This window comes from Streptomyces daliensis, assembly GCF_054782395.1.
In genome coordinates this window covers 28,944-43,508 of sequence record NZ_BAAGSO010000136.1, presented here as the reverse complement: position 1 = coordinate 43,508, position 14,565 = coordinate 28,944, and the positions used below count along the sequence as shown (strand labels likewise).

At 71.9% G+C, this 14,565-nt stretch carries 11 protein-coding genes; all 11 read left to right on the top strand.

All coding sequences use genetic code 11. The features are described 5' to 3' along the window. Window positions 1–53 precede the first annotated feature (53 nt). The 11 genes from ACYVOO_RS39030 (at window position 54) to pgeF (ending at window position 14,565) form a co-directional block, all read left to right on the top strand. Window positions 54–431 (top strand): septum formation initiator family protein, encoded by a 378-nt coding sequence (locus ACYVOO_RS39030; protein ID WP_453346354.1) that lies wholly within the window; start codon window positions 54–56, stop codon window positions 429–431. Then, window positions 428–2,869, top strand: a complete 2,442-nt coding sequence (locus tag ACYVOO_RS39025) for a peptidoglycan D,D-transpeptidase FtsI family protein (RefSeq protein WP_461020470.1) — start codon at window positions 428–430, stop codon at window positions 2,867–2,869. Before ACYVOO_RS39030 ends, ACYVOO_RS39025 begins: the two co-directional genes overlap by 4 nt. 24 nt (window positions 2,870–2,893) lie before the next feature. Next, window positions 2,894–4,588 carry a UDP-N-acetylmuramoyl-L-alanyl-D-glutamate--2,6-diaminopimelate ligase gene (locus ACYVOO_RS39020; RefSeq protein ID WP_461020469.1) on the top strand — a complete coding sequence of 565 codons (1,695 nt, stop codon included), beginning with the start codon at window positions 2,894–2,896 and terminating at the stop codon, window positions 4,586–4,588. 5 nt (window positions 4,589–4,593) lie between these two features. Next, window positions 4,594–5,997, top strand: coding sequence for a UDP-N-acetylmuramoyl-tripeptide--D-alanyl-D-alanine ligase (locus ACYVOO_RS39015; protein WP_461020468.1), 1,404 nt, complete (start codon window positions 4,594–4,596; stop codon window positions 5,995–5,997). Then, the gene (gene mraY, locus ACYVOO_RS39010) at window positions 5,994–7,058 is read left to right on the top strand and encodes a phospho-N-acetylmuramoyl-pentapeptide-transferase (RefSeq protein WP_461020467.1); all 1,065 of its coding nucleotides are present in this window, start codon (window positions 5,994–5,996) and stop codon (window positions 7,056–7,058) included. Before ACYVOO_RS39015 ends, mraY begins: the two co-directional genes overlap by 4 nt. Before the next feature lie 38 nt (window positions 7,059–7,096). Then, complete coding sequence (gene murD, locus ACYVOO_RS39005) at window positions 7,097–8,533, top strand: UDP-N-acetylmuramoyl-L-alanine--D-glutamate ligase (RefSeq protein WP_461020521.1); 1,437 nt, start codon at window positions 7,097–7,099, stop codon at window positions 8,531–8,533. Between the two features lie 50 nt (window positions 8,534–8,583). After that, entirely contained in the window at window positions 8,584–10,221 is a 1,638-nt protein-coding gene (gene ftsW, locus ACYVOO_RS39000; protein WP_461020466.1) for a putative lipid II flippase FtsW, read from the top strand. Window positions 10,222–10,227: 6 nt separating this feature from the next. After that, on the top strand, window positions 10,228–11,322 hold the full coding sequence (murG, locus tag ACYVOO_RS38995; RefSeq protein ID WP_461020465.1) for an undecaprenyldiphospho-muramoylpentapeptide beta-N-acetylglucosaminyltransferase: 1,095 nt from the start codon (window positions 10,228–10,230) through the stop codon (window positions 11,320–11,322). 16 nt (window positions 11,323–11,338) lie between these two features. Continuing rightward, complete coding sequence (locus ACYVOO_RS38990; RefSeq protein ID WP_461020464.1) at window positions 11,339–12,196, top strand: cell division protein FtsQ/DivIB; 858 nt, start codon at window positions 11,339–11,341, stop codon at window positions 12,194–12,196. A 390-nt stretch (window positions 12,197–12,586) separates the two neighbouring features. Then, entirely contained in the window at window positions 12,587–13,825 is a 1,239-nt protein-coding gene (gene ftsZ, locus ACYVOO_RS38985) for a cell division protein FtsZ (RefSeq protein WP_461020463.1), read from the top strand. Continuing rightward, window positions 13,822–14,565, top strand: coding sequence for a peptidoglycan editing factor PgeF (pgeF, locus tag ACYVOO_RS38980; protein WP_461020462.1), 744 nt, complete (start codon window positions 13,822–13,824; stop codon window positions 14,563–14,565). The genes ftsZ and pgeF overlap by 4 nt, the downstream gene beginning before the upstream one ends.

Genomic DNA, 14,565 nt, shown 5'->3' with positions numbered 1-14,565 from the left:
CCCGCGTGCGGGTCGCGTCGAACGCGCGGAACGCCTGGACAGGGGAGGTCGTCGTGACCGCACAGCAGCGGCTGGCCCGGCTCGCGGGGATGGTGTCCACGGGCACCTCGTCGGCGGCCCGTGCGCCGTTCGTCCTGCTCGTCGTGCTGATCCTCGGCTCCGGGCTGCTGACGCTGCTGCTGCTCAACGCGTCGCTCAACCAGGGTTCGTTCAAGCTGAGCAAGCTGGAGAAGCAGACCGAGGAGCTGACGGACGAGCAGCAGGCGCTGGAACAGGAGGTCGACTCCTACTCGGCGCCGGGGAAGCTGGAGGAGCGCGCCAGGAAGCTGGGCCTCGTCCCCGGCGGCAACCCCGCCTTCCTCGCCCCTGACGGCAGCGTCAAGGGCAGCCCCGAACCTGCCACCAGCGAGCCGGGACAGGAGCAGCCGTGAGCGAGCGCTCCCGAGACGGAGACCGAGGACGGGACAGGGGACGGGACCGGGGGCCGGAACGAGGGCGGGCGCGTGGCCCCTCGGGGTCCGGCGACGGCGACCGGGCCCGCGACCGCTCCCGCGAGGGTGATCGGGCCCGCGACCGCTCCCGCGAGGGCGATCGGGCCCGCGACCGCTCCCGCGAGGGCGATCGGGCCCGCGACCGCTCCCGCGAGGGCGACCGGGTCCGCGACCGCTCCCGCGAGGGCGACCGTGCCAAGGGCGCGGACTCCCGCCGGGTGCCGCGTCCCGCGGGCACGGAGCGCGCCGACCGTACGGGCGGGCCCCGGCGCACGGCCCGCCCCTCGCCGGGCTCGGGTTCGGGTTCGGGCTCCCGGTCGGGTTCGGGCGCCGGATCCGGCTCGCGGTCCGGTTCCGTTTCCGGCTCGGGGTCCCGGTCCGCTTCCGGCTCGCGGTCCGGTTCCGGTTCCGGTTCTGGTTCCGGGTCCGGCGCCCGTACCCGGCAGCCCTCGGACAAGAGCGCACCCCGGCCCGCGGCCAAGGGCGCCTCCAAGGCCCCGCCCAAGCCCGCGTCGAAGACCCGGTCCAGGCCCCAGCGCACCGGCGCACAGCCCGGAACCATCCGGCTCGCGAACCCGCGCGCCCGGCTCCGCCTGGTCGCGGTCGGCCTCACCCTGGTCGTGCTGGCCTTCACGGTGCGGCTGCTCCAGGTGCAGGCGGTCGACGCCGACACGTTCGCGGGCAAGGCGGCGGTCAACCGCTACCTCACCGTCCCGCTCGCGGCCGAGCGCGGCACCGTCTCCTCGCGGGACGGCACGGCGCTGGCCACGACCGTCGACGCGTACGACATCACCGCCGACCCCTACCTCTTCACCCCCAAGCAGACCGGCGTCAAGGACGCCCCCGCCAAGGCGGCGGCGCTCCTCGCGCCGATCGTCGGCGAGGACGAGGCGGAGCTGACCGCGAAGCTGGAGCGGAAGAAGACCCGCTACGTCCTGCTCGCCCGCCAGCAGACCCCCCAGGCATGGCGGAAGATCAAGGAGCTGAAGGCCACCCTCGCCGACAAGGCGGCCCAGAAGGAGGGCGCGAACGTGCTCGCCGGGGTCTACCAGGAGAAGCACGCCAAGCGCGTCTACCCCAACAAGGAGCTGGCCTCCTCCGTGCTCGGCTTCGTCAACTCCGAGGGCAAGGGCGGCGCGGGCATCGAGGCCAAGCTGGACAAGGAGCTGGCGGGCCGCGACGGCAAGATCACCTACGCGCAGTCGGGCGGCCGTCAGGTCCCCACGGCCGGGGTCCAGGAGCACCCGGCCAAGCCGGGCTCCGACATAGACCTCACTCTCGACCGCGACATCCAGTGGTCGGCGCAGCAGGCCATCACCGAGCAGGTCGAGAAGTCCAAGGCCGACCGCGGCTACGTCATCGTCCAGGACACCCGTACGGGCGAGCTGCTGGCGATGGCCAACGCGCCCGGGTTTGACCCCAACGACCTGTCAGGCGCCGACGGGGACGCGCTGGGCAACGCCGCCGTCCAGGACGCGTTCGAGCCCGGCTCCACCAGCAAGCTGATGTCGATGGCCGCCGTGCTGGAGGAGGGCAAGGCCACCCCGGCCACCGCGGTGACCGTGCCCAACCGGCTCAAGCGCGCCGACCGCTCCTTCGCCGACGACGTCGACCACCCCACCTGGCACCTCACGCTCAACGGGGTGCTCGCCAAGTCCAGCAACATCGGCACCATCCTCGCCACCGAGCAGCTCGGCAAGACGCAGCAGGAGGCCAACGAGGTCCTCTACGGCTATCTGCGGAAGTTCGGCATGGGCAGCCCCACCGGGCTCGGCCTCCCAGGCGAGACCGACGGGCTGCTGGCGAAGCCGGACAAGTGGAGCGCGTCGCAGCAGTACACGATCCCCTTCGGCCAGGGCCTGTCCCTCAACGCCGTCCAGGCGGCCTCCATCTACTCCACGATCGCCAACGGCGGCGTCCGTACCGAGCCCAGCCTCGTGCGCGGACAGACCGGGCCCGACGGCCGCTACTCGGCGGCGCCGGAGGCGAAGAAGACCCGCGTCGTCAGCGAGAAGACGGCCAGGACGCTCGCCCGGATGCTCGAATCCGTCGTCGACGACATGGAGGGCACCGGCATCGTCGCGAAGATCCCCGGTTACCGGGTCGGGGGAAAGACCGGCACGGCCAACCGGGTGGACCCTGAGACGGGAAGGTACAACGGCTACACGTCCTCCTTCGCGGGCTTCGCGCCCGCCGACAAGCCCCGGGTGACCGTCTACTGCGCCGTGCAGAACCCGAAGAAGGGGAGCTACTTCGGCAGCGACGTGTGCGGCCCCGTCTACAAGCAGGTCATGAAGTTCGCCCTCAAGTCCCTCCAGATCCCGCCGACCGGCGCCGATCCCGCCAGACTCCCGGTCCTCGCCGGGTCCGCCGACTGACGGAAGTGAACGGAAGCCAACCGCGTGAGAACGATCACTAGCGATCAGTGCAACCACCAGGACGATCCAGACGCGGCGCGCCCCTCGCTTCGCGGCACGCCCGGTCCGCCCGGTACGCTCACCGCCGTGCCACAAGCTGATCAGAGTTACCCAGGTCCGCCCCGCCCCACACATGTGCGCCCGGTTCCGCTCACGGAGCTGGCCCGGCAGTTGGGTGCGGAGGCACCCGGGGGCGACGCCGCCGCGACCGGCATCACCCACGACTCGCGTGCGGTACGCCCCGGGGACATCTACGCCGCGCTCCCCGGCGCCCGCTTCCACGGCGCCGACTTCGCCACCCAGGCCGCGAGCCTGGGCGCCGTCGCGGTGCTGACCGACCCCGCGGGCACCGAGCGGGCCGCGGCGACGGGGCTCCCGGTGCTGACCGTGCCGGACCCGCGCGGCCGGATGGGCGCACTCGCCGCCACCGTCTACGGCGAGCCGGGCAAGGACCTCCTCCAGATCGGCATCACCGGCACCTCGGGCAAGACCACCACCGCCTATCTGATCGACGGCGGGCTCCGTAAGGCCGAGGAGAAGGACGGGGGGCTCACCGGGCTGATCGGCACCGTCGAGTCCCGCATCGGCGACGAGCGCGTCAAGTCCGAGCGGACCACCCCCGAGGCCACCGAACTCCAGGCACTGTTCGCCGTGATGCGCGAGCGCGGGGTCACCTCGGTGGCCATGGAGGTCTCCAGCCACGCGCTGGTGCTCGGGCGGGTCGACGGCTGTGTCTTCGACATCGCCGTCTTCAACAACCTCAGCCCCGAGCACCTGGACTTCCACCCGGACATGGAGGACTACTTCCGGGCCAAGCGACAGCTCTTCACCACGGCCCGCTCGCGGGCCGGTGTCGTCAACTTCGACGACGAGTACGGCTACCGCCTGATCAGCGAGTCCGAGGTCCCCGTCACCACCTTCTCGGCCGAGGGGCACCCCGACGCCGACTGGCGCGCCGAGGACGTGGAGCTGGGTCCGCTCGGCTCGGTCTTCACCGCCGTCGGGCCCAAGGGCGAGAGCGTGCGGGCAGCGGCGCCGCTGCCGGGCCCGTTCAACGTCGCCAACGCGCTCGCCGCCATCGTGGCCCTGGTCTCCGCCGGCATCGACCCGCAGACCGCGGCCGACGGCGTCGCGGCCGTACCCGGCGTCCCGGGCCGCCTGGAGCGCGTCGACGCAGGTCAGGACTACCTCGCCGTCGTCGACTACGCGCACAAGCCCGACGCCGTCGAGTCCGTCCTCTACGCCATCCGCAAGGTCACCGAAGGCAGCGTGCACGCCGTGCTCGGCTGCGGCGGTGACCGCGATCCGCACAAACGCACCGCCATGGGGTCCGCGCTGGCACGGCTCTCCGACACCGCCGTGCTGACCTCAGACAACCCCCGCTCCGAGGACCCCCTCGCGATCCTCGCCACCATGCTCGCGGGCGCCGCCGAGGTGCCCGCCTACGAACGCGGCACCGTCCTGGTCGAAGAGGACCGGGCAGCCGCGATCGCAGCGGCCGTCGCCCGAGCCGAGCCCGGAGACACCGTGCTCGTCCTGGGCAAGGGCCACGAGCAGGGCCAGGACATCGCCGGAGTGGTACGCCCCTTCGACGACAAGCGGGTGCTGCGGGACGCCATCGAGCACAAGCGGCTCGGCGACGGCCCGCACAGTACCCCTGACCACCGGACAGACGCCTGAGACCGATGATCCCCCTCTCACTCGCCGACATCGCCGCTGTCGTCTCCGGACAGCAGTACGACATACCGGATCCTGAAGCCCAGGTCACCGGGCCCGTCGTCATCGACTCAAGGGAAGTGGCCCCCGGCAGCCTCTTCGCCGCCTTCGCGGGAGAACGCGTCGACGGCCACGACTACGCGCACACCGCCGTCGAGGCCGGTGCCACCGCCGTGCTCGCCACCCGCCCCGTCGGGGTGCCCGCGATCGTCGTCGACGACGTGACCGCGGCCCTCGGCGCCCTCGCCCGGCACACCACGGAGGTGCTGGGCACCGAGGTCGTGGCGCTCACGGGCTCGGCGGGCAAGACCAGCACCAAGGACCTCATCGCCCAGCTGCTGGAGCGCATCGGTCCCACGGTCTGGCCGCCAGGATCCTTCAACAACGAGATCGGGCTGCCGCTCACCGCGCTGCGCGCCGACCGGAACACCCGTCACCTCGTGCTGGAGATGGGCGCCCGCGGCATCGGCCACATCCGCTACCTCGCGGGGCTCACCCCGCCCCGCATCAGCGTCGTGCTGAACGTCGGCACCGCGCACATCGGGGAGTTCGGCGGACGCGAGCAGATCGCCGAGGCCAAGGGCGAGCTGGTGGAGGTGCTGCCGCCCGACGGCGTCGCCGTGCTCAACGCCGACGACCCGCTCGTGCGCGCCATGGCACCGCGCACCCGCGCCCGCGTCGTGCTCTTCGGCGAGGCGGCCGACGCGGCCGTACGCGCCGAGAACGTCCGGCTCACCGGGAGCGGACAGCCCGCCTTCACCCTTCACACACCCACCGGGTGCGGTGACGTGACCATGCGGCTGTACGGTGAGCACCACGTGTCGAACGCGCTCGCCGCTGCCGCCGTCGCCCACGAACTGGGCATGCCCGCCGGGGAGATCGCGGAAGCGCTCTCCGAGGCGGGCACGCTCTCCCGCTGGCGCATGGAGGTCACCGAGCGCGCCGACGGCGTCACGGTCGTCAACGACGCCTACAACGCCAACCCGGACTCCACTCGGGCCGCGCTGCGCGCGCTGGCCGCGATGGGCTCGGGGCGGCGCACCTGGGCGGTGCTGGGCGAGATGGCCGAGCTGGGCGACGAGGCGCTCGCCGAGCACGACGCGGTCGGACGGCTGGCCGTCCGGCTCAACGTCAGCAAGCTCGTGGCGGTCGGCGGCCGGGAGGCCGGCTGGCTCGACATGGGTGCCAAGAACGAGGGTTCGTGGGGTGAGGAGTCGGTGCACGTGTCCGACGCTGAGGCGGCGGTCGACCTGCTGCGGGCGGAACTGCGCCCGGGGGATGTCGTACTGGTGAAGGCTTCCCGTTCGGTCGGTCTGGAGCGCGTCGCGAACGCGCTGCTGGACAGCGACGAGGGAGAGGTCGCCGCCCGATGAGGCAAATCCTCTTCTCCGGAGTCATCGGACTCTTCCTGTCCCTCATCGGGACCCCGCTGCTGATCAAACTGCTCGCCACCAAGGGCTACGGGCAGTTCATCCGCGACGACGGCCCCCGGGACCACCACAGCAAGCGCGGCACGCCCACGATGGGCGGTATCGCCTTCATCCTGGCGACGCTGCTCGCGTACGCGCTGACGAAGCTGCTCACCGGGAACCAGCCCACCTTCTCCGGCGTGCTGGTGCTCTTCCTCTTCGCGGGCATGGGCCTCGTCGGCTTCCTCGACGACTACATCAAGATCGTCAAGCAGCGCAGCCTCGGCCTCCGCGCCAAGGCGAAGATGTCGGGCCAGCTCATCGTCGGCATCGCCTTCGCGGTGCTCTCGCTGAACTTCGCCGACGCGCGGGGCCAGACCCCCGCCTCCACGAAGCTCTCCTTCACCCAGGACTTCGGCTGGTCCATCGGCCCCGTGCTCTTCGTGGTGTGGGCGCTGTTCATGATCCTGGCGATGTCGAACGGCGTGAACCTCACCGACGGCCTCGACGGCCTCGCCACCGGCGCCTCGGTGATGGTCTTCGGCGCCTACGTCTTCATCTGCATCTGGGAGTACCAGGAGTCCTGCGCCAACACGCTCACCGCGGGCGCGGGCTGCTACGAGGTACGCGATCCACTCGACCTCGCCGTCGTCGCCGCCGCGCTCATGGGCGCCTGCTTCGGCTTCCTGTGGTGGAACACCTCGCCCGCCAAGGTCTTCATGGGCGACACCGGCTCGCTGGCGCTGGGCGGCGCGCTCGCCGGGCTCGCGATCTGCTCCCGTACGGAACTGCTGCTCGCCGTCCTCGGCGGCCTCTTCGTGCTGATCACCATGTCCGTGGTCATCCAGGTCGGCTCCTTCCGGCTCACCGGCAAGCGCGTCTTCAAGATGGCGCCGCTCCAGCACCACTTCGAGCTGAAGGGGTGGTCCGAGGTCCTTGTCGTGGTCCGGTTCTGGATCATCCAGGGCATGTGCGCCATCGTCGGTGTCGGCATCTTCTACGCCGGGTGGGCGGCCACCAATTGAACACCGACGAGACGCACGGCATCCCCGACATCCCTGATATCCGGGACGAGCTGGCGGGGCGTAACGTCACGGTGGCGGGCCTCGGCGTCAGCGGCGTGCCAGCGGCCAAGGCCCTGCACCGCTTCGGCGCCAAGGTCACCGTCGTCAACGGCGGCGACGGTGACGGGCCGCGCGCCCAGGCCGCCGAGCTGGAGGAGCTGGGCATCACGGTCCGCCTCGGCGACGACCGCATCCTCCCCGAGGGCGCCCAGCTCATCGTCACCAACCCCGGCTTCAAGCCCGACAGCCCCCTCTTCCTGGCCGCCGACGCGGCGGGCGTGCCCGTGTGGGGCGACGTGGAGCTGGCCTGGCGGCTGCGCGGCGTCACGGGGCGCGCCCCGGCGCCCTGGCTGGCGGTCACCGGCACCAACGGCAAGACGACCACCGTCCAGATGCTCGCCGCCATCCTGGAGGCGGCGGGCCTGCGCACGGCGGCCGTCGGCAACATCGGCGTCTCCCTGGTGGACGCGGTACTCGGCGACGAGGAGTACGACGTCCTCGCCGTCGAGCTGTCCAGCTACCAGCTCCACTGGGCCCCCAGCGTCCGCGCCCACTCGGCGGCCGTCCTCAACCTCGCGCCCGACCACCTGGACTGGCACGGTTCGATGGAGGCGTACGCCGCCGACAAGGGCCGCGTCTACGAGGGCAACCAGGTCGCCTGCGTCTACAACGCGGCCGACCCGGTCACCGAACGGCTGGTGCGCGAGGCCGACGTCGTGGAGGGCTGCCGCGCCATCGGCTTCACCCTGGCCAGCCCGCGTCCAGGGGAACTGGGCGTGGTGGACGGCATCCTCGTGGACCGCGCGTTCGTCGAGGACCGGCAGCAGCGGGCGCAGGAGCTGGCCGAGGTCGGCGATGTCACGCCCGCCGCACCCCACAACATCGCCAACGCCCTCGCGGCGGCTGCCCTGGCCCGCGCCTACGGCGTGGCGCCCGCAGCCGTACGGGACGGGCTGCGCGCCTTCCGGCCCGACGCGCACCGCATCGAGCACGTCGCCGACGTGGCCGGCGTCGCCTACGTGGACGACTCCAAGGCCACCAACACGCACGCCACCGAGGCATCGCTGGCCGCCTACGACCCCATCGTCTGGATCGCGGGCGGCCTGGCGAAGGGCGCCGCCTTCGACGGCCTCGTCAAGGCGTCGGCGAAGCGGCTCAGGGCGGCCGTCCTCATCGGCGCCGACCGCCGTCTCATCCGGGAAGCCCTGGCGCGACACGCCCCGGATGTGCCCGTGGTGGACCTCGACCGGACCGACACTGGGGCGATGGCGGCGGCGGTCGCGGAAGCGGCCCGCCTGGCCCGGCCGGGCGATACGGTCCTGATGGCACCCGCCTGCGCGTCGATGGACATGTTCGTCAACTACAAGGCACGCGGCGACGCCTTCGCCGCCGCGGTGCGCGAACTGCCCGCCGCCCGTACGGACAACGAGGAGTAGCCCGCCGGTCCCCGTGGACCGTGCCAGGGGACCAGGAGGGGATGCGTCAGATGACGTCCGAACCCGACGGCACCGCGCCCACGCCGCTCCGGCGGTTCCTCGCCGCGTCGGCACGGGGCGCGGGCGCCTGGCCGACGGCGGGCGCCGTGCCCGCCGTCCCGGGCGGCGCACCCGCCTTCCCGGGCACGCCGGGCCGTGGGTTCCCGCTGCTGCGCGAGGCGCAGCGCGCCAAGGGCGGCGCCCCGGCGAAGGGGAGCGGGCCGCGTTCCGGCGGTTCGGGCGGCTCTGGCGGTTCGGGCAGCCGCTCCGGCGGCTCCTCCTCGCGCGGCGGTGGCGGCTCGTCGTCGCGTCCCCGCACCTCCGCGCCCGCGCCCCGCAAGCCGCCCCGCGTCAAGCAGCCCCGCGGCCCCGCCGAGGGCGGCACCCGGCACGGCGCCGGAGTGCGGCGGCTCTACGACCGGGCCAGGCGCGCCTGGGACCGGCCCCTCACCGCGTACTACCTGATCCTCGGCGGCAGCCTCCTCATCACCGTGCTCGGCCTGGTCATGGTCTTCTCGGCCTCCCAGATCCAGGCGCTCCAGTCCGGGCTCTCCTCCACGTACTTCTTCAGCAAGCAGCTCGTCGCCGCCGCACTCGGCACGGTCCTGCTGCTCCTGGCCTCGCGGATGCCGCTCAAGCTGCACAGGGCGCTCGCCTACCCGCTGCTCGTCGTCTCCGTGTTCCTGATGTGCCTGGTCCAGGTGCCGGGGATAGGGCGCGCGGTGAACGGCAACCAGAACTGGATCTACCTCGGCGGGCCCTTCCAGCTCCAGCCCAGCGAGTTCGCCAAGCTGGCGCTCGTGCTCTGGGGCGCCGACCTGCTGGCCCGCAAGAGCGACAAGCGGCTGCTGACCCAGTGGAAGCACCTGCTGGTACCGCTCGTACCGGTGACCTTCCTGCTGCTCGGGCTGATCATGCTCGGCGGCGACATGGGCACTGCGATCATTCTCACGGCCGTCCTCTTCGGCCTGCTGTGGCTGGCCGGAGCGCCCACCCGGCTCTTCACCGGGGTGCTGCTGGCGGCGCTGGCCGTCGGCGCGCTCCTCATCAGGACCAGCCCCAACCGCATGGCGCGCCTGGCCTGTATCGGCGCGACGGACCCGGGGCCAGGCGACCAGTGCTGGCAGGCGGTGCACGGGATCTACGCACTGGCCTCGGGCGGCTGGTTCGGTTCGGGCCTCGGGGCCAGTGTGGAAAAATGGGGGCAACTCCCCGAACCGCACACCGACTTCATCTTCGCCGTGACAGGGGAGGAACTCGGTCTCGCGGGGACGCTGTCGGTGCTCGCCCTCTTCGCGGCTCTAGGCTATGCGGGTATCCGCGTGGCCGGACGCACGGAGGAGCCCTTCGTGAGGTATGCCGCGGGAGGCGTGACCACCTGGATCACGGCGCAGGCCGTGGTCAACATCGGTGCGGTGCTCGGCCTGCTGCCGATCGCCGGTGTCCCGCTCCCGCTGTTCTCCTACGGAGGCTCGGCCCTGCTGCCGACGATGTTCGCCATCGGGCTGCTGATCGCCTTCGCGCGCAGCGACCCGGCGGCGCGGGCGGCACTGGACATGCGGCAGCCTGTTCTGCGGAAAAGGCTGGCAGGGGTGAGATGGATAACGATGAGACGGCGAGCCGGAAGGCCGCCGTCCGGAGAGCGGTGAATTAGGGTGCACGTCGTACTCGCCGGTGGGGGGACCGCCGGCCACATCGAGCCCGCGCTCGCCCTCGCGGACGCCCTGCGCAGGCAGGACCCGACCGTGGGGATCACGGCCCTCGGCACGGAGCGCGGCCTTGAGACCCGGCTCGTGCCCGAGCGCGGCTACGAGCTGGAGCTGATCCCGGCCGTGCCCCTGCCGCGCAAACCCACCCCGGAACTGATCACCGTGCCGGGGCGGCTGCGCGGCACGATCAAGGCCACCGAGCAGGTACTGGAGCGCACCAAGGCGGACTGCGTCGTCGGCTTCGGCGGCTACGTCGCCCTCCCCGCCTATCTGGCGGCCAAGCGGCTCGGCGTCCCCATCGTCGTGCACGAGGCCAATGCCCGGCCGGGGCTGGCCAACAAGATCGGCTCGCGCTACACGCGCCACGTCGCCGTCTCCACCCCGGACAACAAGCTGCGCAACGCGCGCTACGTCGGCATCCCACTGCGCCGCAACATCGCCACCCTGGACCGCGCCGCTGCCAGGCCGGAGGCGAGGGCCGCCTTCGGGCTCGACGCCAACCTGCCGACGCTGCTCGTCACGGGCGGCTCCCAGGGCGCGCGGCGGCTGAACGAGGTCGTGCAGCAGGCCGTGCCGCACCTTCAGCGCGCCAGCATCCAGATCCTGCACGCGGTGGGCCCGAAGAACGAACTGCCGCAGATCGACAACATGCCCGGAATGCCGCCGTATGTGCCGGTACCGTATGTGGACCGGATGGACCTCGCGTACGCGGCGGCGGACATGATGCTCTGCCGCGCGGGCGCGATGACCGTCGCGGAGCTGTCGGCCGTCGGGCTGCCCGCCGCCTACGTCCCGCTGCCCATCGGCAACGGCGAACAGCGGCTGAACGCCCAGCCGGTCGTCAAGGCGGGCGGCGGACTGCTCGTCGACGACGCCGAGCTGACCCCGGAGTGGATCCAGAGCAACGTGCTCCCGGTCCTCGCCGACCCGCACCGGCTGCACGACATGGCGCGCGCGGCGGCCGAGTTCGGCCGCCGGGACGCGGACGAGCTGCTCGTCGGCATGGTGCACGAGGCAATCGCGGCACGCCGGGGAGCCTGAGAGAAGGCAGGGAAGCGTGGCCGGACCGACGAAGACCGCCGACCGGCGCCAGCGCCGGCGCGAGGGCGAAGGCGCGCCCCCGGCGCGCCCCCCGTCGGAACCCGGCCGGGCCCCGTCCGTACAGCGGGCGCCGCGCCGGCTGCGCCTGCCGGGGGGCCGCCGTCTGCGGCTGCCAGGGCGCCGCGCGCTGGTCCTGCTGCTCGTCCTCGCGCTCGCGCTGAGCGGCTTCGGGGTCTGGGCGCTCTACGGCTCCGGTTGGCTCAGGGTGGAGCGCGTCGGGGTGGACGGCACGCGGGTCCTGACGGAGCGGCAGGTCAGGGCCGCGGCCGACGTGCCCCTCGGCGCGCCCGTGATCTCCGTCGACAGGTCCGCCGTCGAGCGGAGGCTGGAAAAGCACCTCCCGCGGATCGCCGAGGCGGACGTCGTACGGGCATGGCCGCACGGGATCGGGCTGAAAGTGACAGAAAGGAAGCCCGAACTGGCCTTGAAAAAGGCCGGAAAATACATCGAAGTGGACGCCGAAGGCGTGCGATTCGCCACAGTGCCCAAGCCCCCCAAGGGGGTTCCGCTTCTGGACATGGAAGTGGCGAAGTCACCCTCACTGCGGCACTTCGGAGCGACCCGGCTCCGCAAGGAAGCCGTGAAGGTGGCGGCGGCTCTCCCCGAATCCGTGCACCGCGACACGCGCGTCATCCGCGTCCGTTCGTATGACGCCATCACCTTCCAGTTGAAGGGCGGACGCACCGTTCTGTGGGGAAGCGCCGAGCGCGGCGAGGCGAAGGCGAAGACTCTGACGGCCCTCATGAAAGCCGCGAAAGAGGCCGAGCACTTCGATGTGAGCGTTCCCAGCGCGCCCGCGGCTTCCGGGAGTTGAGGAGATGTCCGTGCAGGCCAGGGTGGACACGGGTGAGGGGTTGGCCTGTTCTCGCGGGACTGTGCGTACACCTGGGGGATAACCTCCGTACTCCCGGCGGGGGTCCACACAGGTCCGGCTCAGCCGCGTATGGTGCGGTCTTGTCGGTTGACGGACGTCAGCGCAGGCCAGCACCCTGGATCACCGGCTCAGGGCCTGATCACATAGGGTGAAAAGAAAAACGGGAGGTTCGGCGTGTTCGTTGAACACCCACCACTTGTCGACTTAGTGTCCGTTCCTAAGAGTCCAAGGAAGACAGGCACTGGTAACCCTAAACTTCACGCTTAGGGTTCGGGTCGGCGTTCGGACCGCCCCACAGGGATACGTAACTCGAGGCGAGAGGCCTTCGACGTGGCAGCACCGCAGAACTACCTCGCAGTCATCAAGGTCGTCGGCATTGGCGGCGGTGGCGTGAATGCCATCAACCGGATGATCGAGGTCGGTCTCAAGGGCGTCGAGTTCATCGCGATCAACACCGATGCGCAAGCCCTGTTGATGAGCGACGCCGACGTCAAGCTCGACGTGGGCCGCGAGCTGACTCGCGGCCTCGGCGCGGGCGCCAACCCCGATGTCGGCCGCAAGGCCGCCGAGGACCACCGTGAGGAGATCGAGGAGGTCCTCAAGGGGGCCGACATGGTCTTCGTGACCGCGGGCGAGGGCGGCGGCACCGGCACCGGTGGCGCCCCCGTCGTCGCGAACATCGCCCGCTCGCTCGGCGCCCTGACGATCGGCGTCGTGACCCGCCCCTTCACCTTCGAGGGCCGCCGCCGCGCCAACCAGGCGGAGGACGGCATCGCGGGGCTGCGCGACGAGGTCGACACCCTCATCGTCATCCCCAACGACCGGCTGCTGTCCATCTCGGACCGCCAGGTCAGCGTGCTCGACGCCTTCAAGTCGGCCGACCAGGTGCTGCTGTCCGGCGTCCAGGGCATCACCGACCTCATCACCACCCCGGGTCTCATCAACCTGGACTTCGCCGACGTCAAGTCCGTGATGTCCGAGGCGGGCTCCGCGCTGATGGGCATCGGCTCGGCACGCGGGGACGACCGCGCCGTCGCCGCCGCGGAGATGGCGATCTCCTCGCCACTCCTGGAGGCGTCCATCGACGGCGCGCGGGGCGTGCTGCTCTCCATCTCCGGCGGTTCCGACCTCGGTCTCTTCGAGATCAACGAGGCCGCCCAGCTCGTCAGCGAGGCCGCACACCCCGAGGCCAACATCATCTTCGGCGCCGTCATCGACGATGCGCTCGGCGACGAGGTCAGGGTCACCGTCATCGCGGCCGGGTTCGACGGCGGGCAGCCCCCGTCCAAGAACCGCGAGAAGGCGCTCGGTTCGCACAGCAGCAGGGAGGAGCCCGCTCCGGCCTCCTCGTCCTCCTACTCCGCGCCCGAGAGCGACGGCGAGCGTCCCACGTTCGGCGGCCTCGGCTCCGTCACCCGTGAGGAGGAGCCCCCGCCGGCCCCGGCGCCCGAGCCCTCTCCGGTCAGCGAGGTCCCGCCGCCCCCGACCGGCGCCCCGCAGGTCCCGCCGGCCCGTCCGTACACCGACGGCCAGGCCGAGGAGCTGGATGTGCCGGACTTCTTGAAGTGATAGCGCGACACGACACAGCGAGCGGCGCGCACTTCGCCTTCACCGACAGGTGGGGCGGGGTGAGCGCCGTTCCGTATGCGGCACTCAATCTCGGCGGCGCGGTCGGCGACGACCCGGATGCCGTACGGACCAACCGCGAGCGCGCGGCCAAGGAACTCGGTCTTGACCCGGGCGGCGTGGTCTGGATGAACCAGGTGCACGGCCGCGACGTCGCCGAGGTCGAAGGCCCCTGGGAGACGGCGGAGAACGCGGAAGCGCCCCCCGTGGACGCGGTGGTGACGGCCCGTGAGGGCCTCGCCCTCGCCGTCCTCACCGCCGACTGCACGCCGGTGCTGCTGGCCGACCCCGTCGCGGGCGTCGTCGGCGCCGCGCACGCCGGGCGGCCAGGGCTGGTCGCCGGAGTGGTCCCCGCCGCCGTCGAGGCGATGACGCGGCTCGGTGCCCGTCCGGAGCGCATGCTCGCCCGAACGGGGCCCGCTGTCTGCGGGCGCTGCTACGAGGTACCGGAGCGGATGCGCGACGAGGTCGCCGCCGTCGTCCCGGAGGCGTACGCCACCACGAGCTGGGGCACTCCCGCGATCGACACCCCCGCGGGCGTACGGGCTCAGCTCGCGGCGCTGGGCGTCACAAGATGGGAACAGTCTTCCGTTTGCACGCTGGAGTCCGAGGACCACTTCTCGTACCGCAGGGAGAAGACGACGGGACGCCTCGCGAGCTACGTGTGGTGGGAGGCGAGCTGA

Coding starts and splice junctions, on each gene's coding strand:
- mraY (WP_461020467.1), top strand. CDS start 5,994: ATGAGGCAAATCCTCTTCTCCGGAGTCATCGGACTCTTCCTGTCCCTC.
- ftsW (WP_461020466.1), top strand. CDS start 8,584: ATGACGTCCGAACCCGACGGCACCGCGCCCACGCCGCTCCGGCGGTTC.
- ACYVOO_RS39015 (WP_461020468.1), top strand. CDS start 4,594: ATGATCCCCCTCTCACTCGCCGACATCGCCGCTGTCGTCTCCGGACAG.